We start from the raw sequence: 20,296 nt of genomic DNA, 5'->3' as shown, positions 1-20,296 counted from the left end.
GCGATGGCGATATCGAAGACGCCATCGCCGGCAAGCCGTGCTCCTACAAGTGATGGGCGAATCGAATTCAAAAGTAGTGGGGTTGTGATGAACGGTCAGGCTGAGTAACGTGGCGGCACTTGTCTGGAGACTCAAAGATGCGTGTTGCCCGTTCCTTAGTCCTTGTTGCCCTGCTTCCATTGTTTGCCGCTTGCCAGTTGCTCGACGGCCCGCGTGAAAGTGCCTCCCACGTGGGCCAGACCCGCATGCAGGGCCAATTGACGGCGGCCGACGGCAAGCTGTTGTTCCAGCCGTGCAATGAACAGCGCAGTTATGTAGTCAACGACACCGGTGGTACCAGCCTCCTGCAAGAGGCTGCGACCCTGGCCGATGACCAAGGCAAGCTGTTTGCTGACGTACGCGGGCGGGTCGTCGACAGCCGTCTCGACCTTGCGCAGCTGTACCGCGTCGAGCGCTCGGGCACTGCATGCAACGATCCGAATTTCAAAGTGCTGATTCTGCGCGCTGCCGGCCATGGGCCTGAGTGGAACGTGAAAGTCAGCGGCAAAGGCATGGTCATCGAGCGCGCCGGTCAGCCGCCATTGGCCGTACCCTACGTTGAAGAGCAACTGGGCGATGGCCGCTTCAACCTCAGCACCGAAGCCAATAACCAGCACATCGAACTGTGGGTCGCGCCGCAACGTTGCGTCGACAGCAGCACCGGCAGTGTCCAGCACATGAGCGCCGAACTGCGCATCGACGGCCAGGTTCAGCGTGGCTGCGGGTATTTCGGCGGATCGCGTAACGACTGATCGTTTTAGCCTCACGGGAATCATTCGTTGAGGCTTATAATCGCGGGCTTCAAACGCCTTGGCGCAGTTGTGCGCCCCGCGAACCGGATCCTGTCATGTTACGAATCACCGAACTCAAGCTGCCGATCGACCATCCCGAAGAAGACCTGCGTCCTGCCATCGTGCAGCGCCTGGGCATCAGCAGTGATGACCTGCTCGATTTCACCTTGTTCAAGCGCAGCTACGATGCGCGCAAAAAGTCCTCCGAGCTGTGCTTCATCTACACCATCGACCTCAACGTTCGCGATGAGGCGGCGGTGCTGCGCACGTTCGCCGATGACCGTAACGTCAACGTGGCGCCGGATGTCAGCTACAAAGCGGTCGGCCAGGCGCCGGCTGATCTTGAGCAACGTCCTGTCGTCGTGGGCTTCGGTCCGTGCGGGATTTTCGCCGGGCTGCTGCTCGCGCAAATGGGCTTCAAGCCGATCATCCTCGAGCGCGGCACCGAAGTGCGTCAGCGCACCAAGGACACTTGGGGTCTGTGGCGTAAAAGCGTGCTTAACCCGGAATCCAACGTGCAATTCGGTGAAGGCGGCGCGGGGACGTTCTCTGACGGCAAGCTTTACAGCCAGATCAAGGACCCGAAATTCATCGGTCGCAAAGTCCTGCACGAGTTCGTCAAAGCAGGTGCTCCAGAAGAAATCCTCTACGTCAGCAAACCGCACATCGGTACGTTCCGTCTGACCGGTGTTGTGGAAAACATGCGTGAGCAGATTCGCGCGTTGGGTGGCGAAGTACGCTTCCAGCAGCGGGTGACCGATGTGTTGATCGAGGATGGCCAACTGGTCGGCGTCGAGCTCAATGGCGGCGAGCAGATTCACTCGAAACACGTGATTCTGGCCCTCGGCCACAGCGCTCGGGACACCTTCCGCATGCTGCATGGCCGTGGTGTGTTCATGGAAGCCAAGCCGTTTTCGGTCGGTTTCCGCATCGAACACCCGCAATCGCTGATCGACCGCGCACGCTTGGGCAAGTACGCCGGCCACCCGAAACTCGGGGCCGCCGACTACAAACTGGTGCACCACGCCAGCAACGGACGTTCGGTCTACAGCTTCTGCATGTGCCCGGGCGGTACCGTGGTGGCGGCGACGTCCGAGCCGGGCCGCGTGGTCACCAACGGCATGAGCCAGTACTCGCGTAACGAGCGCAACGCCAACTCCGGGATCGTCGTCGGGATCACCCCGGAAGTCGATTATCCGGGCGGCCCGCTAGCGGGTATCGAGTTGCAGGAACGCCTGGAATCCCACGCCTTTGTGTTGGGCGGCAGCAACTACGAAGCGCCGGCGCAACTGGTCGGCGACTTCATTGCCGGCAAGCCGTCCACCGAGTTGGGCAGCGTCGAGCCGTCCTACAAACCGGGAGTTGCCTTGGGTGATCTGGCGTTGGCCTTGCCGGCGTTCGCCATCGAAGCCATTCGCGAAGCGTTGCCGGCGTTCGAGAAGCAGATTCGCGGTTACTCGCTGCACGACGCGGTGTTGACCGGGATCGAGACCCGTACGTCGTCGCCACTGCGGATTACCCGTAACGAGTCGATGCAGAGCCTGAACGTGAAAGGCTTGTTCCCGGCGGGTGAAGGCGCGGGTTATGCGGGCGGGATTCTGTCGGCGGGTGTCGACGGGATTCGGATTGCAGAAGCCGTGGCCCGCGACATCCTCGGCCTCGAGGCCTGATACGCGACGCCTGAAACAACGCAATACCCTGTGGGAGCGAGCCTGCTCGCGATAGCGGATTAACATTCAACAGAGATGTTGACTGATTTACCGATATCGCGAGCAGGCTCGCTCCCACATTGGTTTTCAGCGTGTCAGATATTGGCGCGCAGCACGCTGGCCGGCAACGGCTCGCCGCGCTCGACACTCGCCGCCACGGCATCCATCAAACCGCTCAACTCATACCCCTGGCCCTTGAGCCAATCCTGATCGTAGTAAGTGGTGGCATAGCGCTCGCCGCCATCACACAGAATCGCCACGATTGACCCCGACTCCCCCGCCGCCGCCATCTGCTGGGCCGCCATCAACGCGCCGATCAGGTTGGTCCCGCTCGACCCGCCGACTCGACGTCCCAAACGCTGCGCCAGGTAATGCATGGCCGCCAGAGACAACGCGTCCGGCACTTTGACCATCGCATCGATCACTTTGGGCAGGAACGACGCTTCGACCCGAGGCCGGCCAATGCCTTCAATCCGCGAACCACAATCCAGGCGCAGGCTGGCGTCGCCGGTCTGGTAGTAATCGAAGAACACCGAGCGCTCGGCATCGGCGCAGAGCACGCGGGTGCAATGTTGTCGGTAACGCACGTAACGGCCCAGCGTCGCGGTGGTACCGCCGGTGCCGGGGCTGGAGATCAGCCAGCTCGGCTCGGGGTGCAGTTCGAAGCGCATTTGCTGGAAGATCGACTCGGCGATGTTGTTGTTCGCCCGCCAGTCGGTAGCGCGCTCGGCATAGGTGAACTGGTCGATGAAATGCCCATCGTGTTCACGGGCCAGGCGCTCGGATTCGGCGTAGATCTGCGTCGGATCGTCGACCAAATGACTCTTGCCGCCGTAGAAAGCGATCTGCGCGATTTTCTCTTTGGACGTGCTCGCCGGCATCACCGCAATGAACGGCAAGCCCAGCAAACTGGCGAAGTAGGCCTCGGAAATCGCCGTCGAACCGCTGGACGCTTCAATCACCGGCGCCCCGGGCTTGAGCCAGCCGTTACACAGCGCATACAGAAACAGCGAGCGCGCCAGGCGGTGCTTCAGGCTGCCGGTGGGATGACTGGACTCATCCTTGAAATACAACTCGATGCCCGGAAAACCCGGCAGCGGCAAGGGAATCAGGTGGGTGTCGGCGCTGCGCTGGAAGTCGGCCTCGATGATCCGGATGGCTTCGCGGGCCCACTGTCGGTTGTCGCTCATGGTGGTTTTCTCGTTGAGTCGGCCTTGTTGCAAGGCTCAGCTAACAAGCTTAGGAAAAAACCTACAGCACGCACAGGTACAGCTGACGTTCAATACGCCCGACAACTGCTAGGCTCAGGTCCCTGCTGATCGTTCACGTTGTAACGGCATATAACAAAAAAGAATATAACTTTTGTTTTAACAACTAACGGTACGGGTTAGGGTGTGCCACCTTTTGAATTCATCGATGGAGAGCGACCTTGCCTCTGCGTAGCACTTTCACGCGTTTCTTCCAGTTGGAAGCTGCCAGCGGACTGTTATTGATCGCCGCTGCTGCCCTGGCGTTGATCATCAACAATTCCCCGCTGTCGTGGCTTTACAGCAGTTTTCTCGACACTCCGGTCGTGGCGCAGGTCGGTGCGTTGCAAATCGCCAAACCGGCGCTGCTGTGGATCAACGACGGCCTGATGGCCCTGTTCTTCCTGTTGATCGGTCTGGAAGTGAAGCGCGAAGTCCTCGACGGTCAACTGTCGAAACCGTCGCAAATCGTCCTGCCCGGCGCGGCGGCGATTGGCGGCATGGTGGTTCCGGCGTTGATCTACTGGTTTCTGAACCGCGATGACCCGGCAGCCCTGGGTGGCTGGGCCATCCCGATGGCCACCGACATCGCCTTCGCCCTCGGCGTACTGGCCCTGCTGGGTAAGCGGGTACCGGTGTCGCTGAAGCTTTTCCTGATGACGTTGGCGATTATTGACGACCTCGGCGCAATCATCGTCATTGCGATCTTCTACTCGGGTACGCTCTCGACCCTTTCTCTGTCCCTGGCCGCGACGTGCATCGTGGCACTGATCGCGATGAACCGGCTCGGGGTGGTCAAGCTCGGGCCGTACATGATCATCGGCCTGATTCTTTGGGTTTGCGTGCTCAAGAGCGGTGTCCACGCGACACTGGCCGGTGTGACCCTGGCCTTCTGCATTCCCCTGCGCACGAAAAACGCCGAACCTTCGCCGCTGCTGACCCTCGAACATGCCCTGCATCCATGGGTGGCCTATGGCATCCTGCCACTGTTCGCCTTCGCCAACGCCGGCCTGTCCCTGAGTGGCGTGACCGTCGAAAGCTTCACCCACCACGTACCGATGGGCATCGCAGTCGGTCTGCTGCTGGGCAAAACCCTCGGCGTCTTCGGCCTGACCTGGCTGGCCGTGAAAATCGGCATTGCCGCCCTGCCCCAAGGCGCCAACTGGGGCCAGGTAATGGGCGTGGCAATCCTCTGCGGCATTGGCTTCACCATGAGCCTGTTTGTCGGCTCCCTGGCGTTTGTGCCGGGTGCCAGTGAATACGCAGGGATGGACCGGATGGGGATTTTGACCGGTTCGATACTGGCAGCATTGATTGGTTATGCGGTGACGGCGGCGGCGAGTCGCAAGAGTGCCACTCTGCAATCCTGATAAACAGAGACAACTCTTAGCGTCATTCAAGACTCGTCCTACAGCCACGATCAGCCTCGTTCGTTAACGTCGCACAGCCCCTTTGTTGGGGGCTGTCGATGTTCGAACGCAAGGAAGATCAGTGGCTGGCAATAAGGACATTCCCCGGGTCAAGAACCCTCCGTCAGGCGACGGTCATCACGTCACTCACCGCTTTATGACGGCCACCGAACTGGCCGCGCGGGATGCCCGACAAAACGCTTACGACGCCATGCTCGCGAGGCAAGACGCCTTCGAACGGAGTCGTGAGGTCGTCGCGAAAAAGCACGAAGCCGTTCGCGCGGGCTGCGTCTTCGCCAAGTCCTGCAAGCTTCCCGACGCCATCATCGATTACTCGAATCCTTCGGGGATGGTGCCCACCGACAACCTCAAGGACTACGGAGAAGTCGCCTGGCTCGGTGCTCGCGAGGCAGACGAAGCCGGGCTGCTGAATCTTGAAACCATCAGCGGCAGTACCGTTTCGCTTGGTATCGGCCGAATGGCTCTTCGCGCCCCGGCTATCGCTGTTCCCACCGCAGCACTCGGTGCTGCTGGAACCACCCTATTGGCCGGCCTGGTCGCGTTCTTCTGGACGCCGAGTCTCGGCGATAGCGCGCTCTATACCGAAGATCAGTTACGCGCCCTGAAACAGGCTCGAACTCGTGTTCGGCTAAGAGTCGAGCAACAGGCTGACGGCAGTCTCAAGGGATACGGTTTCTACACCGGCAAGAACCGTGATTGGGAAATGGTTGATGTCGTGCAGTTCAGCTTGCGCGGCAGTCAGCAGGTGGCGGATCTGGGGGATGGTGTTGAGCTGATCTGGACACCGGCTGTGGATGGTTCCGACATCCTTGGTATTCCAGCGCTGGAAGCAGCTCCGCAAGCGCCGCACATTTGGGTTTATCCGCCGACGAAAGCGGCGGATAGCATCATCGTGAATCCGGTTTACCCGCCGGAGTACAAGGATTTCATTCTTGTGTTTCCGCTGGGTTCAGGGGTAAATCCGGTTTATGTAGTGATGAGCATGCCGGGGGATCATAAGTACTACGATGATCCAGAAACCCTCCCAGGCTTCCCTGATGCACTCCCCGTAAAACCGAAGGTTTCAGTTCGAGGTGGAGGTAAAAAACGAGCCCGATGGCTAGACCGCAGAGGCCGTATATATGAATGGGATTCCAAAAGCGGTGCTGTAGAGCTTTACGATAAATTCGGAGTGCATTTGGGCGAATTCAATCACGTAACTGGCGAGCGAACTAAAAAGGCAAAACCTGGTAGAAAAACCTCAAGAAACTGAAGAGAAAACTATGCGCTATCTATCCATCACCGGTTTTTACCCTGATGAAAAACAAGATGATTCATTGCAGTTCCAACTGACCATCAAAGACTATGAGATGAACCAGGCATTGGCTCAATTGACCGAGTCAAAAAAACTGGAAGAAATAGAGCCTGGAGAACTGGAACTGACAGGTGCTCAAATCCTACAGGTTGCAGAACTATTAGAAATCGACTTCCCCGAGGGGCTGGAATATTTTATAGGCCCCCGCACCGCGCAGTGACAATCCTTAACAAACAAAACCCCGACCAGTCACCTGATCGGGGTTTTCTTTTACCCGTATTCCCGCTTAGTGCGAAACGCGGCTCGTCCCATCAACAGTAGCAATCCGCACACGTTCGCCAACACGGAACACTTCATTTTCCTGAACCTGTTGCACGTAGGCGCGCATGCTGCCGTCGTCTTCGCGCACGGTGATTTCCACGCCCTGAGTGCGGGTCAGGCCTTCTTCGGCTGCAGAACCTGCCAGGCCACCGGCGACTGCGCCGATAACGGCAGCAACGATGCTGCCGCGACCGCCACCGATGGCGCTACCGCCGACACCGCCCACGACGGCGCCAGCCGCGCCGCCGATTGGGGTTTTGGTGCCTTCGATTTTGACCGGCCGCAGGGATTCGATGGTGCCCATGCGAACGGTCTGCACGCGACGCGCTTCGTCACGGGAGTAGGAGTCACCGGTCAGGCTCGATTGGCAGCCAGTGAGCAACATCGCCATCGTGGAAAAGGAAGCAACCAGCAGAACAGACTTACGCATAGCATCAACTCCAAAGGACAAGTATTCATTAAACTCCGCAGCTTGACGCCTGTCACGGCCTCGCCCGGATAAAATTGGTTTGATTCAGGCCCGGTACAGGCACCTCCACGAACTCACCACACAGTAGCGGCAAATTCCGGAATCTGCGCCGCTGCCCCAAGGATTGTCATGGATTACTTCATCATTGTCGTCACTACCGTTGCCGGATTGTATTTCCACTGGTGGCTATACGTGCGGATCAAACGCTGGATGGACCGCGATCTGGCGTTGTCACTGGCGGGTAAAGACGAGCAGAAAAAGGCGTTCATGCTCCAGCAACTGGCGAACGCTCAAGCGCAGAAGATCAAGCGCCGAGACCTGCCGCAGTGGCTTGAAGCCGCTGCGGCAGGCTATCCCGATCGGTAGATGGCTTAAGGTGCCAGACGTTCAAGAGTCCAGTCGGCGCCCTGAAAGCGGTAGTTGAGGCGATCGTGCAGGCGGCTCGGACGGCCTTGCCAGAACTCGATGCGCTCCGGTAACAAACGGTAACCACCCCAGTGCTCAGGGCAATGAGGTTGTGTGTCGCTGAAACGTTGCTCGGTGTTCTTGAGCAGCGCTTCCAGCTCGGCACGATCGGCGATCACCCGGCTCTGGGGCGAAGCCCAGGCACCGAGACGACTGCCCAGCGGCCGAACCTGGAAGTAGGCGTCGGACTCCTCGGGCGTAACCTTCACCACCCGCCCTTCGATGCGCACCTGACGCTCCAGGGCCGGCCAGAAAAAGGTCATGGCCGCGAACGGGTTCGCGGCCAGGTGCTGGCCCTTGGCGCTGTCGTAGTTGGTGAAGAAGGTGAAACCCTGCTCGTCCAGCCCCTTGAGCAGCAGAATGCGGCAATGCGGCCGACCGTCCTGATCGACGGTGGCCAGGGTCATGGCGTTGGCTTCCACCGGCGCCTGCTCGGTTTTCACCGCGTCGGCGAACCACTGATGGAACAGCGCGAACGGCTCGGCCGGGGCTTGCGCCTCGGTCAGGCCATCACGGGTGTAGTCGCGACGCATATCAGCCAGGCCCTGGGTCATGGCGCATTCCTTTTGGTTAACGAATCACTTTTTTACAGTATCGGCGGCGTCGGCGACTTTTTTCGTGTCGGCAGCGGCTTTGGCCGGGGCAGTCTTTTTCGCCGGCGTTGCAGTTTTAGCCGGCGCCTTCTTGGCGGCGGCTTTCTTGGCCGGGGCTTTTTTCGCCGCAGGCACATCGGCTTTCTTCGCGGCTGGCGCCGGGGTGACCGGTTTGACTACTGGCTTGACGTCCTGGGCAGCGACCAATTTCACTGGCGCCGGGGCCGGCATGTTGTACTTGCTCAGCAACGCGACCATGGTGTTTTGCGGAGTCACCAGCAGTTCGACGCGACGGTTCAAGGCACGGCCTTCATTGCTGTCGTTGGCAGCACGCGGGGCTTCGCCACCCATACCGCGCAGCATCAGGCGATCACGCTGCAGACCGCTGAGGCGGAAAATCGCTGCCACGGCCTGGGCACGCTCCTGGCTCAGTTTCACGTTGGCCGGTGCGGCACCCGACGTATCACTGTGGCCCAGAATCAGCACGGCAGTTTTCGGATCGACTTCAAGAATTTTCGCGACGCGAGTGAACGGGCCGAGGGTCACCGGCAGCAGCATGGCCGGACGGTCAGGGTTGAACGAGCCTTCTACCGGCGCGGTCACCACCAATACGTTTTCACGGCGTTCGAGTTGCAGGTTGCTGCCCTTGACCGCTTCGCGCAAGCGCGGCTCGTAGTCGTCGAGCCAGGCTTGGGTAACTTTAGGATCAGGCATCGGCACGGCTTTGGCAGTGCTTTGCTCTTTGCCGCCGAACGGCCACCACCAATTGCCACCTGCATCGGCCTCAGCCTTGGCCTTGGCCACCTCGACCGGTTTGGCTTCGGGCTTGGCTTCAGCTTTCACCTCTGGCTTCTTGTCGAGAACTTCATCGGAACCGAATGGCCAGTACCAAGGGTTGGAGCTTTCAGCCTTGGCCACCGGAGCGGTCGCGGCAGGCTTCAAAGGTGCCGGGGCTGGGGTCGGAGCCGGAGCCGGGCCTTTAGCGGCGACTTTGTCGGAAGAGCCGAACGGCCACCAGCTGCTGCCATCCGAGTCACTTTGTGGAGTTTGTGCGCAACCGGTAATAGCGAAGCACAGAGCCAAAGCGAGGGTTTTATTGGAAGACATTGGATATCCACAAAATGAAGTAATTAACTATCAGGCCGGATTGACCCGGATAAACAGACGCTTGGAAATCAAAAAGGCCTTGGGGTTCCGGCCCTGGAACCCCTGAGCGCGTTTTACAGACAAGTGGCCAGTGCTCGCACAAGCTTTTGTGCGCGCGGATCCATCAAGACGTACGGTCCCAAGGTATTTGTCACAAAGCCGAAGGCCACATCGTGTTCCGGGTCAGCAAAGCCGGTGGAACCGCCCGCCCCTGGATGACCGAACGCACGAGGGCCGAGGCCGTAGGTGGCGTTGGGGACGTCCGGTTGATCGAGCATGCAACCCAGGCCGAAACGGGTCCGGGTCAGTAAAGTCTTGTCCTCGCCGAGGCTGTGCTCGCGGGTCAGTTCCTCGAGCATTTCGCTTTCCAGCAAGCTGCCATCGAGCAGACCGGCATAGAACCCGGCCAGGCTGCGGGCATTGCCGTGGCCATTGGCGGCCGGCTGCTGCATGCGTCGCCACTCGGGTTTGTTGGTGCTGGTCATGATCGACGGCGGGTTCGTGAACGCCCTCGTGGTCATGGCCGTCGGCTCGCGCAGGGTCACTTGCAGCAAGCGCTGGGCGGCGGCATCGCCGACATTGCCCTTGCCACGGGCGATGTGCGCCACGCGATGGAACTCTTGATCCGCCAGGCCGACGTGAAAGTCCAGGCCCAAAGGCTTCGCGACTCGCGCCACGATGGCCTCACCCGGCCCACGACCGTCGGCACGCCGCAGCAACTCACCGATCAGCCAGCCGTAGGTGATAGCCGCATAACCGTGACCATTTCCCGGCGTCCACCACGGTTCTTCGGCGGCCAGGGCGTCAACCATGGTTTGCCAGTCGTAAAGGGCTTCCGGGGCCAATAGCTCACGCAGCGCCGGCAGACCGGCCTGATGGCAGAGCAATTGACGCAAGGTCACGGACTCTTTGCCGGCGGCGGCGAACTCGGGCCAGTAGCGGGCAACCGGGGCATCCAGTTGCAGCTTGCCTTCGGCTACCAGTTGCAGGGCGGTCACCGCGGTAAAGGTCTTGGTGCAGGAGAACAGATTGGCGATGGTGTCGCTGTGCCAGGCTTCGGTGCCGTCCTTGTCCGCGCTGCCGGCCCAAAGGTCGACCACGGTTTCACCGCCGATCTTGACGCACAACGCTGCACCCCGTTCCTGAGGATCGTCGAACAGCGCCGCGAAAGCTTCACGCACCGCTTCGAACTTCAGCTCGTAAAAACCCTGAATCTGCACCCGCAACTCCTCTGGATAATGTTCTACAAAGTGGCCGCATTGTTCCAGCCCTAGAGGGTTTTGGGAACTATGGCGGGCTGGGCGGTCGCCCACCTATGGATTGGATCAGATCTTTAGCGTGCCTTGGCGGACGCCTTCGCGAGCAAGCCCGCTCCCACATTCGACCGAGTTCTTTCAGAAAGAATGCGATTGAATGTGGGAGCGGGCTTGCTCGCGAAGAACGATGACACTGTTTCAGCTATTTAATGCCCATTACCGGAATGCCCACCCGCATGGCCAGCGCCCTGCCCTGCGCCTTTGCCAGCCTCGCCTTTTCTGCCGCCCTGAGCTGCTTGCCCGGCTTTATCCGCCTCAGTCTTGGCCTTCTCGGCCTCTTTACCGAGATCGACGGTCTGCAAATTGCTCTTGCGCACGGTATCGACGAAACCCTGGAACGGCAAATCGGTAATGCCCACCAGCCCGAAGTGACCGTTCTCGCCATCCAGCAGACGACCGCTAACCGGTTGGTCAAGGTATTGGAACCAGTGAACGCCGACGATCGACGGTTCGCTCATCGCCTGTTTGAGGAAATTGGCGTAAGCGGGCCCACGGTCTTCTTCCTTGGGCAATTGCGTCACACCGCCCCAGAACGGGCCACGATCGGCCGAGCCGAAGTTAAACTCGGTAATCAGCACCGGTTTGTCCAGGCTGCGCAGCTTGGCGAAGTCGTAACCGTCCTGCGGTTGCAGGGTGTACATGTTGAAGCTCAGCACGTCGCAATACTGAGCGCAGGACTCAACTGCTTCGGGGGTGCTGATGGCAAACCGGCCGCCCAGCAACAGCTGATTCGGCGAGTGCCACTTGAGCGAGTCGGAAATGGTCTTGAAGTAAGTGTCGGCGAAGACCTTCTGGAAGTATTTGAAGTCGGCTTCGATTTCCGGGTGCTCGGCACTTGGCAGCGGCGCTTCGAAGCCCGGATCTTCCATCAATTCCCAGGCTGGCAGGTCAATGCCCCAGGCTTTCGACAGGCCTGCCTGGTTGCGGTACTTGTCGCGTAATTGCTTGAGGAACGCGCGTTTGGCCGGCACGTCGGTGGTCATTTTCAAGGTGCCGTAGGCCAAGGCGTAACGGGCTTTCGGGTCGTCGCCGGGACCGGCCCAGGCCAATTCGTTGTCGGCAAAGTAACCGATCAGCCATGGATCATCGCGATGGTCGCGCGCGGCGATGGCCACGGCACGTTCGGTGGCCATGGCGAAACGCGGGTCGAACGGATCGGGCATGCCGCCCCACCAGTCGGTGCCGGTGCTGATGCTGGCGTAATCGCCGACGATCGACAGCGGCAAGGTGTACGGCACGCGATCAGCGTTGGCCAGCGCCGGGGCGCTCCAGTTGCCGATAGTGTTGAAGCCCCAGGCTTGCAGGCGATCAAGGGTGTGGCTGGCCCAGCGCTGTTCATCAACCGCCGCTTTGCAGGGTTCGGCAGGCGTTTGCTCAGCTGCTTTCGCGGCGGTCGCTTCAACAGCGTCGGTCTTGGCGGCTTCGGCGATACCGGATTCGGCCGTCGAAGGAACGACCGGTTGCTCAGCAGCCTTCTCCACCGTTGCCGCAACCGCGTCAGCCTTGGCCGCTTCGGCGACACCGGCCTTGGTGTCGCTGGTCACCACACACGGCGGACCATACAGACGCTGCAAGTTGGCGCCATAGAAGTCGTACCAGCGACCGGCATTGTAGCCTCGGCCCTGATCGACGCCGTTGCCGCCACGGTTATCGCCTTCGCCATAATGGCTGGCCAGCGGCTCGTCCGGTTTGGGCAGGGACTCGAACATCCACTCGCGGCCGGCGACGTAGGTCTGGTCGACATCCGGGGTGATGGTGTTGACCCCGAGCGAATAGAACGGATGGCCTTCCGGGGTCACCAGGTACCAGCGACCGTCGCGCTTCTCCGTGCGAAAAAAACCGCTGGCCTTGAATGACGGGCCTTTGTTCCAGCCACCAAACTTGTCCAGGGACGACTTCTCGCGCTCGGCCAGCCAGGTTTTCAGTTGCTGACGTTCCTTGGCGGCCGCGCTTTTCAGTTGCTCGTCGCTGCTGACTTTCTCTGGCCATTTGGTTCGGGTCGACTGACCGTAAGCATCTACAAGCCCGCCGAAAGCCGCTTGGGTAACCGCATCGCCGTCCTGCACGCCAAAGCGTTCCAGCAGGATGCTCTGGGCGACTTTCGGCTGATCCATCGACAAGGTCACCGACACCACCTGGCTGCGCTCCAGCTCTCCGGCGCTGCTGGCCAGCAATACGCGTTGGCCATCGAACGTCATCGGCATTGGCGGGCCGGCTTTCAGGCCCAGGCTCAATGGCGTAAAGGGTTGCAGCGGCACCAACAAGGTTTGCGCAGGGCCGGCCGGCAAGTCGACGCGGCTGACCAGCGTCTTGCCATCGTTGCTCTGGATTTTCACGTACAGGGTCACGGCCCAGTCCATTGCGCTCTGAATCCGCAAACTCATGAAGCCCGATTGCGACCAGTCCCAGGCGCCCGTCTGCGGGGTCAGACGCAAGTTCGGTTGTGCCACCGGGTTGAACGTCACCCGACGCAGCACTTCGCCTTCGGCCGTTTGCTCGGCGTTGGATTGCGGCAGGCTGGCGTCCTGAGTCGCCACCTGGACCACATCGGCGGGGCGCACAAAGTTGAACAGCGTCTGTTGGCCGGCAGGAGCCGCCAGCAAAGGGGCTGCGAACATCAGAGCGAATACAGCGGGCAACGAACGGCGAATCATGAGAACGAAATTCTCCCTAACGACCAACAATGGCCAGTGGAAAAGCGATGGTAGAGAGATAGACAACGGGTTGGGCAAAATTGCCCAGCCCTGTATCAGGAAATTTCACGTCGGAAGGGTGGCAACGCATTGAGGATTGCCTTGCCGTAACGCTGGGTGACCAGGCGTCGATCGAGCAAGGTGATGGTGCCGCGGTCTTCTTCGGTACGCAGCAAGCGACCGCAGGCCTGGACCAGCTTCAGCGAAGCATCCGGCACGGAGATTTCCATGAACGGATTGCCACCCCGAGCCTCGATCCACTCGGCCAGGGCCGCTTCGACGGGATCATCGGGCACCGAGAATGGAATCTTCGCGATCACCACGTGCTCGCAGTACGCCCCCGGCAAGTCCACCCCTTCGGCAAAACTCGCCAGGCCGAACAACACACTGGAATCGCCGCCATCGACCCGCGCCTTGTGCTTGTTCAGGGTTTCCTGTTTCGACAGGTTGCCTTGAATGAACACTTGCTTGCGCCAGTCGCGGTCGAGGCCGTCGAACACGTCCTGCATCTGTTTGCGCGAGGAGAACAGCACCAGGGTGCCGCGCGAACCTTCCACCAAGGCCGGCAAGTCGCGAATGATCGCTGCGGTATGGGCCGGCGCATCACGCGGATCGGCCTTCAGGTCCGGCACCCGCAGCACACCAGCGTCGGCGTGATGAAACGGGCTCGGAACCACCGCGGTCACGGCTTTTTTCGGCAGGCCGGCGCGCATGCGGAAGCGGTCGAAAGTGCCGAGCGCGGTCAGGGTCGCGGAGGTCACCAGAGCGCCGTAAGCCACGTTCCACAAATTGCGACGGAGCATTTCCGCCGCGAGGATCGGGCTGGCGTTGACCTCGATGTCGAACAGCGAGCCGCTTTCGGCCAGGGTCAGCCAGCGGGCCATCGGCGGGTTGTCTTCCGGGTCTTCAGCGGTGAACGCGACCCACAACTCCCAGTTGCCCGAAGAACGGGACAACAGACTGCCGAACAGCGGGTACCACTCCTCGGCCTGGTTGCTGGCGATGCCGATGTTGACCTCGCCGTCCATGCCTTCCTTGAGCAGTTCGGTGAGACGGGTAAACAGATCGGTCAGACGGGCGAAACCCTTCTTCAGCTCGACACCCATTTCACGCATGTGCTCGGGAATCACCCCACCGACGAAGCGATGACGCGGCCGCTCGCGACCTTCGACGTCTTCACCCGGTTTAAAATCGGCGACCTGCTCGCAGGCGCTGAACATGAATTGCTGCTGGGTCTTGATCTCCCGCGCGAGTTCCGGCACCTGCTCGATCAACTTGCCCAGGTCGCCCGGCAGCGGATGTTGAGCCAGCAACTTGGTGAGGTTCTTGGCGGTGGTTTCCAGCCAGTCGGCGGTGGAACGCAGACGCGTGTAATGGGCGAAATGGCCGATGGCTTTGTCCGGCAGGTGGTGGCCTTCGTCGAACACGTAGATGGTGTCGCGCGGGTCCGGCAACACGGCGCCGCCGCCCAGTGCCAGGTCGGCCAGTACCATGTCGTGGTTGGTGACGATGACGTCGACCTTGCCCATGCCTTCCCGGGCCTTGTAGAAGGCGCACTGGCCGAAGTTCGGGCAATGGCGGTTGGTGCACTGGCTGTGATCGGTGGTCAGTCGCGCCCAGTCGGCGTCTTCCAGGGCAGTGGACCAGCTGTCACGGTCGCCGTCCCATTTATTGCCGGCGAGTTTCTCGATCATGCTGGTGAACAGCTTCTGACTGGCCTCGTCGACCTCGATTTTGAAGCCTTCTTCTTCAAACAACTGCGCCGTGGCGGTTTGTGCGTGACCTTCCTGGAGCAACATGTCGAGCTTGGACAGGCACATGTAGCGACCGCGCCCCTTGGCCAGGGCAAAGCTGAAATTCAGCCCGCTGTTGCGCATCAGGTCGGGCAAATCCTTGTAGACGATCTGCTCTTGCAGGGCCACGGTGGCCGTGGCAATCACCAGGCGTTTGCCGGCAGCCTTGGCCGTGGGGATGGCGGCCAGGCTGTAGGCCACGGTTTTGCCGGTACCGGTGCCGGCTTCCACCGCGACGATCGCGGGGTCGCCACTGCGCCGGCCTTCGTCGTCGGTGTCGATGTCACCGAGGACCTTGGCAATTTCGGCGATCATCAGGCGTTGGCCGTAGCGCGGCTTGAGGCTCTTGGCTTCGAGAAAACGCGAGTAGGCGCCCTGGATCGTGGTTTTGAGTTCAGTGCTGATCATGGATTGTCGGGCGCAAAAAACGCTGGATAAATTTTCAGTGGTTCGGTTCGGCGGCTATCATACCGCGCTAATTAATCCCGCGCAGAACGGAGTACCCCAATGACACCTTTTGGCCTTGTTTATACCCTGCATGTACTGTCAGCCCTGGTGTGGGTTGGCGGCATGTTTTTCGCGTGGATGGTCTTGCGGCCCGCGGCGATGAAGGCACTTGAAGGCCCTGCCCGCTTGAAGCTGTGGGTAGAAGTGTTTCAAGGTTTTTTCCGCTGGGTCTGGGTCGCGGTGGTGCTGTTGCCGATCAGCGGTGTGGGCATGATTCATTTGCAGTTCAGCGGTTTTGAAGCGGCACCGCGGTATGTGCAGGTGATGATGGGGTTGTACGTGGTGATGACGGCGCTGTTTATCCGGATTCAGGCGTTGTTGTTGCCAGAGTTGCGCACGGCAGTGGCGGCGCAGGATTGGCCGACCGGGGCGGCGACGCTTGGGAAAATTCGCAAGTTGGTGGGGATTAATCTGATTGTCGGGTTGGTGTTGGTGGCGATTGCTGCGGCGCGGCCGATGTTTTGAGGCGACGGGGCTGACCCTATCGCGGGCAAGCCTTGCTCCTACAGGTTTAATGTCGTTCATAAAAGTTGTGAACAACGCAAAATCTGTAGGAGCAAGGCTTGCCCGCGATAGCGATCGATCAGACGACACACATTCCAGAAACCTCTTACAGACGCTGCACGGTCACCGAACCTGCCGCACCGGCAGGCCCCGGCTGGCCATCAGCACCTGGACGACCATTTTTTCCGCCATCGGCCTTGTAAACGAAACAGCCCTTGGCCTTGCCACCCGCGCCCGGTTTACCGCCAGGCCCGGCCACACCGCCGTCACCCCCGGCCACCTGAACCTTGATCAGCTCCGCCGGGTAATCGCGTGGCACTTCCAGACGAACCATTGCACCCGGCGCGCCGGGCTGACCGTCGCTACCATCACTACCATCGGCACCACGACCGGCCTGGCCCCAGGTACAACCCGGAGCCTGACCGTTGGCCCCATCGAGACCGACGAAACCCGGTGCGCCCGCACCGCCACGAGCGTCCACCCACAATTGCGGCGCACTCAATGCCTTGATCTGCAAGTTCAGGTTACGCCCGGAGCGGGCTGCCTTGAGGTAAGTCCCCGGCGCACCGCGAGCCGTGATCTGGCTGCCTTCCGACAATTGCGCACGACTGACCTTCAGCTCAAGCGGCTGTTCGCCGGGTACGATGGCGATCCGCGCTTCACGACCCAGACGCAATTCACCGACAGAAACCTCCGTCACGTTCGAGGGAATCAATAACGTGCCGTAGTCGGCCACTTCCAGGCGTTCCAGCTGCAAGGTGCTGGCGGTGTTGGGCAAACGCATCAGCGAGTTGGTTTCGACGCTCACCACCTGGGCGCAGGCCAATGGGCTGATGAGTGCAGCGAGCAGACAGAGTTTACGCATGGGAAGCCTTAGGAGCGGTCGGAGCCGGGAGGGTTTGCAGGTGGAAAACGCCGAAAAAGAGGATATTCAGGCGATCAAGCCAAGGGTGAGCGCGACCTCTGAGGCTGCGGAAACAGAACACCGCCTCAAGAAGATGAAGGCAGGCCAGCAGGCCGCCGGCCAGATCCACCAGCAGATGCAGAGGATTGACAAACGGCATGAGCTGATTGGTCAGCACCACCAGCCAGAACAGCAGGGTCAACAACTTCCCCAGCCCCCAAAACACGTTCATACGCTCCCCCGCTGAGAATTATTCTTTGCGCGCACAGTACCGGCTTACACGCGGGTTAAGCCAGAGGGCAACGGAAAATTCTTCATGAAGGCCGCCGAATGGCCGTCAGACCGACTTCAATTGTGGCCCGACGGCTCTATCACGGGGCTCAGCGATTGATGTGCAACTCCACCCGACGGTTTTTCGCCCGTCCTTCTTCCGTTTCGTTAGCGGCCACCGGCTGACTTTGGCCCTTGCCCTCGCTGGTGAGCTTGTTCGGCGCCAGGCCCTGGCTTAACAGGTAGGCCGCCACGCTACTGGCGCGGCGTTCCGAGAGTGCCTGGTTATAGCTGTCCGAGCCGACGTTGTCGGTATGACCGACCACCTTGACGCTCACCACATCGGCGCTTTGCAGTTTGGGCATCAGCGAATCCAGCTTGCTCTGCGCGGCCGGGGTCAGTTCGGATTGATTGAAGGCAAACAGCACGTCGCCCGCGTCGTTCAGGGTGATGACCTCCGATTGCGCAGGTTCAGGTTTCACGCTGGCCGGGTACTGCGGCAATGGGCAACCATGATGTTCGACGGGAGTATTGGCGGGCGTATCAGGGCAGCGATCACGTCGATCGAAAACTCCATCATCGTCTTCGTCGCCATCCTGGGCATAACAGATCAAGCCACCGGTCAAGATACCAAGCGCCGCGCCACCGGCCGCCCAACCGCCATTTTGGAGAGCACCCAGACCGCCACCGACCAGGCCGCCGATAACGCTGCAGATTGGCCAGGTTCGTTGATTGAGGGGGGCGGTGCCATCGCTGTGTGTAGCGCAACCGGTCAACAGGCTGCCCAGCAGCACAACCGGCAAGACGGTCCGTGTGAGAACACTCATGGTGAAAGCTCCTGTGTTACCGGCCAATGCCGGTCACACAGGAGTAAAGACGCGCAACCGCGACTGCACAAGCCGCGGAGTACGAGAGGTTAGCGGTTGATTTTGATTTCCGTGCGACGGTTCAACGCGCGGCCGTCAGCGGTTTTGTTATCGGCAACCGGCTGGCTCTCCCCGGCACCGGTCACAGACACGAATTCACTGCGGGGTACGCCTTGGGAAATCAGGTACTCAACCACCGCGTGCGCACGACGATCCGACAGCTTCTGGTTATAGTTATCGCTGCCCACGCTGTCGGTGTAACCGGTTACAGTCAGTTGGGCCGTGCTCGATTCCTGCTTCAGGCGAGTGGCGATTGTGTTGAGTACCTCTTTATCGGAAGGGGTCAGTATGGCCTTGTCAAACTGGAAGTGAACATCGCGAATGACGATGACTTCTTCTTTAACCACGGCCTTTTCTTCGACCACTGGCGCAGGCACCGGTGGAGGGCAACCGTCGGCATCGACCCGTACGCCTCGAGGTGTTCCCGGGCACTTGTCGCGGCTATCCGGCACGCCATCGCCGTCTTCGTCGCCATCACCGTGAACCCAGCAATAGGCCGCAGCCGTGCCGCCGACAAGCAGCGCGCCATACCCCGCCCATGCCGAGCTCTCGGTCGCGCCGAGACCGGCACCCACGACGCCACCGACCGCCGCACAGGTCGGCCAGTCGGTTTTCTGCAAACCTGCGCAACCAGTCAACACACTGGTTAGCAGAACCAAGGGTAATGCTGTGCGAACTATGCTCATCTAGTTTTCTCCTGAGGGGATCGGCTTAAAACCGATTTCAGGTAGTAAAGACCCGAGTTTTAATCTCCGCCAGCAATAGGCCATTGCAGTTTTGTCCTGTGTTCACGGTAGATCGACGCTTTTGCGACAAACCACCTCTAGGCCCGGCCCTTTGAGCAGGCTAGTCTTGGCAGCTCTGATTGAGGATCTTCGATGATTGCAGGTATTTCTTCGCGCACGCCCCAGCAGGCGTTGGCCGCTTTGCTTGATCGTTACGCCCCCGCGCGCCTGTTGCTGATTGGCGCCAGCGAGTTCCCCGCGCTGGAGGCCTTCAAGCTGGCGCACCCGGAAACATGTGTGGCCCATGCAGCACCCGGAGTGTTGCCGGCCGAACTGGCGGCGCGCCGGTTTGACCTGGCGCTGGTGGTCGATTGCCTCGAACACTTGCCCAAACGCGAGGGCCTGAACCTGCTGGGCGGGATCCGTAACCTCAACGCCAGTCGCATCGCGGTGCTGGCGGACTTGCCGGCCAGCGGCTGGCAGGAAACCGATTTTTTCTCCCTGGCCCTGCAAGCCAGTGAACGCTTCCAGCGCGACGATCAAGTGCTGACCCTGTTCACCTATGATCTGCTTGACTACAAACAAGTCCCCGACTGGCTCAACTCACGGTTCTGGGCCAATCCGGAAAACTTCGGGAAATATTGGTGGTAACGCCATGAGTACATCCATTTGCCCCTGCGGTAGCGGCATCCCGCTTGATGCCTGCTGCGGCCATTACCATGCCGGCCATCCGGCGCCGTGTGCCGAAGCCTTGATGCGTTCGCGCTATAGCGCCTACGTACTGGGGCTGATCGATTATCTGGTGGCGACCACCCTGCCCGCACAACAGGCAGGCCTGGATCGGCAGTCCATCCGCGACTGGAGCGCCCAAAGCACCTGGCTGGGCCTTGAAGTAGAAAGCTCCGAGGTCTTGGGCGGTCAGCCGGAACATGCATTCGTGACATTTACCGCGCGCTGGCACGACGGCAGCGGTGAACACAGCCACCGCGAACGCTCGTCGTTCGTGCAGAACGCCGGCCACTGGTACTTCATCGACCCCACCGTACAACTCAAGGCCGGGCGCAATGATGCGTGCCCTTGCGCCAGCGGACAAAAGTTCAAGAAGTGTTGTGCGGGTTATTTCAGCAGTTGAGGTAATCGCAAGAGACTAGACT

General features: G+C 60.4%; 20 protein-coding genes. 9 read left to right on the top strand and 11 right to left on the bottom strand.

The features are described 5' to 3' along the window. Positions 1–137: 137 nt before the first annotated feature. Positions 138–791, top strand: coding sequence for a COG3650 family protein (locus KGB03_RS21600; protein ID WP_218536338.1), 654 nt, complete (start codon positions 138–140; stop codon positions 789–791). 95 nt (positions 792–886) lie between these two features. Continuing rightward, complete coding sequence (locus KGB03_RS21595) at positions 887–2,500, top strand: NAD(P)/FAD-dependent oxidoreductase (protein WP_218536337.1); 1,614 nt, start codon at positions 887–889, stop codon at positions 2,498–2,500. A gap of 134 nt (positions 2,501–2,634) precedes the next feature. On the opposite strand, the gene KGB03_RS21590 is transcribed toward KGB03_RS21595, so the two are convergent. Next, entirely contained in the window at positions 2,635–3,729 is a 1,095-nt protein-coding gene (locus KGB03_RS21590; protein WP_218536336.1) for a PLP-dependent cysteine synthase family protein, read from the bottom strand. Between the two features lie 239 nt (positions 3,730–3,968). On the opposite strand from KGB03_RS21590, the gene nhaA reads away from it, so the two are divergent. The 3 genes from nhaA to KGB03_RS21575 all read left to right on the top strand — a co-directional run bounded on the left by nhaA (position 3,969) and on the right by KGB03_RS21575 (position 6,730). Further along, positions 3,969–5,156, top strand: a complete 1,188-nt coding sequence (nhaA, locus tag KGB03_RS21585; protein ID WP_218536335.1) for a Na+/H+ antiporter NhaA — start codon at positions 3,969–3,971, stop codon at positions 5,154–5,156. A gap of 121 nt (positions 5,157–5,277) precedes the next feature. Further along, a complete protein-coding gene (locus KGB03_RS21580; protein WP_223528845.1) occupies positions 5,278–6,468 on the top strand; it encodes an S-type pyocin domain-containing protein in 1,191 nt (396 codons plus the stop codon). A 10-nt stretch (positions 6,469–6,478) separates the two neighbouring features. Beyond that, positions 6,479–6,730, top strand: a complete 252-nt coding sequence (locus KGB03_RS21575; RefSeq protein ID WP_223528840.1) for a pyocin S6 family toxin immunity protein — start codon at positions 6,479–6,481, stop codon at positions 6,728–6,730. Positions 6,731–6,796: 66 nt separating this feature from the next. Here the strand turns inward: KGB03_RS21575 and KGB03_RS21570 are convergent, their stop codons facing one another. Beyond that, a complete protein-coding gene (locus KGB03_RS21570) occupies positions 6,797–7,261 on the bottom strand; it encodes a glycine zipper 2TM domain-containing protein (RefSeq protein WP_056739294.1) in 465 nt (154 codons plus the stop codon). 168 nt (positions 7,262–7,429) lie between these two features. On the opposite strand from KGB03_RS21570, the gene KGB03_RS21565 reads away from it, so the two are divergent. Next, positions 7,430–7,666 carry a hypothetical protein gene (locus KGB03_RS21565; RefSeq protein WP_192406499.1) on the top strand — a complete coding sequence of 79 codons (237 nt, stop codon included), beginning with the start codon at positions 7,430–7,432 and terminating at the stop codon, positions 7,664–7,666. 5 nt (positions 7,667–7,671) lie between these two features. On the opposite strand, the gene pdxH is transcribed toward KGB03_RS21565, so the two are convergent. The 5 genes from pdxH to dinG all read right to left on the bottom strand — a co-directional run bounded on the left by pdxH (position 7,672) and on the right by dinG (position 15,714). Next, the gene (gene pdxH, locus KGB03_RS21560) at positions 7,672–8,319 is read right to left on the bottom strand and encodes a pyridoxamine 5'-phosphate oxidase (protein WP_111450948.1); all 648 of its coding nucleotides are present in this window, start codon (positions 8,317–8,319) and stop codon (positions 7,672–7,674) included. A 24-nt stretch (positions 8,320–8,343) separates the two neighbouring features. Then, positions 8,344–9,465, bottom strand: coding sequence for an OmpA family protein (locus KGB03_RS21555; RefSeq protein WP_218536333.1), 1,122 nt, complete (start codon positions 9,463–9,465; stop codon positions 8,344–8,346). A 113-nt stretch (positions 9,466–9,578) separates the two neighbouring features. Beyond that, on the bottom strand, positions 9,579–10,724 hold the full coding sequence (locus tag KGB03_RS21550) for a serine hydrolase domain-containing protein (protein WP_223528837.1): 1,146 nt from the start codon (positions 10,722–10,724) through the stop codon (positions 9,579–9,581). 242 nt (positions 10,725–10,966) lie between these two features. Then, complete coding sequence (locus tag KGB03_RS21545; RefSeq protein WP_223528834.1) at positions 10,967–13,474, bottom strand: beta-galactosidase; 2,508 nt, start codon at positions 13,472–13,474, stop codon at positions 10,967–10,969. A 95-nt stretch (positions 13,475–13,569) separates the two neighbouring features. After that, entirely contained in the window at positions 13,570–15,714 is a 2,145-nt protein-coding gene (gene dinG, locus KGB03_RS21540; RefSeq protein ID WP_008153901.1) for an ATP-dependent DNA helicase DinG, read from the bottom strand. A gap of 99 nt (positions 15,715–15,813) precedes the next feature. Between dinG and KGB03_RS21535 the strand changes: the two genes are divergently transcribed. Further along, on the top strand, positions 15,814–16,278 hold the full coding sequence (locus KGB03_RS21535; protein ID WP_111450953.1) for a CopD family protein: 465 nt from the start codon (positions 15,814–15,816) through the stop codon (positions 16,276–16,278). 145 nt (positions 16,279–16,423) lie between these two features. On the opposite strand, the gene KGB03_RS21530 is transcribed toward KGB03_RS21535, so the two are convergent. The 4 genes from KGB03_RS21530 to KGB03_RS21515 all read right to left on the bottom strand — a co-directional run bounded on the left by KGB03_RS21530 (position 16,424) and on the right by KGB03_RS21515 (position 19,103). After that, positions 16,424–17,182, bottom strand: coding sequence for a collagen-like protein (locus tag KGB03_RS21530; protein ID WP_218536331.1), 759 nt, complete (start codon positions 17,180–17,182; stop codon positions 16,424–16,426). Next, positions 17,175–17,453, bottom strand: coding sequence for a DUF1145 domain-containing protein (locus tag KGB03_RS21525; protein WP_218536330.1), 279 nt, complete (start codon positions 17,451–17,453; stop codon positions 17,175–17,177). The genes KGB03_RS21530 and KGB03_RS21525 overlap by 8 nt, the downstream gene beginning before the upstream one ends. A 148-nt stretch (positions 17,454–17,601) precedes the next feature. After that, entirely contained in the window at positions 17,602–18,318 is a 717-nt protein-coding gene (locus KGB03_RS21520) for an OmpA family protein (protein WP_218536329.1), read from the bottom strand. 89 nt (positions 18,319–18,407) lie between these two features. Further along, positions 18,408–19,103 carry an OmpA family protein gene (locus KGB03_RS21515; RefSeq protein WP_218536328.1) on the bottom strand — a complete coding sequence of 232 codons (696 nt, stop codon included), beginning with the start codon at positions 19,101–19,103 and terminating at the stop codon, positions 18,408–18,410. 192 nt (positions 19,104–19,295) lie between these two features. On the opposite strand from KGB03_RS21515, the gene KGB03_RS21510 reads away from it, so the two are divergent. Both KGB03_RS21510 and KGB03_RS21505 read left to right on the top strand, forming a co-directional pair. Then, a complete protein-coding gene (locus tag KGB03_RS21510; protein WP_111450958.1) occupies positions 19,296–19,793 on the top strand; it encodes a DUF6231 family protein in 498 nt (165 codons plus the stop codon). 4 nt (positions 19,794–19,797) lie between these two features. Then, entirely contained in the window at positions 19,798–20,274 is a 477-nt protein-coding gene (locus KGB03_RS21505; RefSeq protein WP_223528829.1) for a YchJ family protein, read from the top strand. Positions 20,275–20,296 lie beyond the last annotated feature (22 nt).

The sequence above is a fragment of the Pseudomonas sp. BF-B-26 genome (genome assembly GCF_019956495.1).
GTDB lineage: Bacteria > Pseudomonadota > Gammaproteobacteria > Pseudomonadales > Pseudomonadaceae > Aquipseudomonas.
Note: the sequence above shows the minus strand (reverse complement) of the source record. Positions and strands in the feature narration are given on the sequence as shown.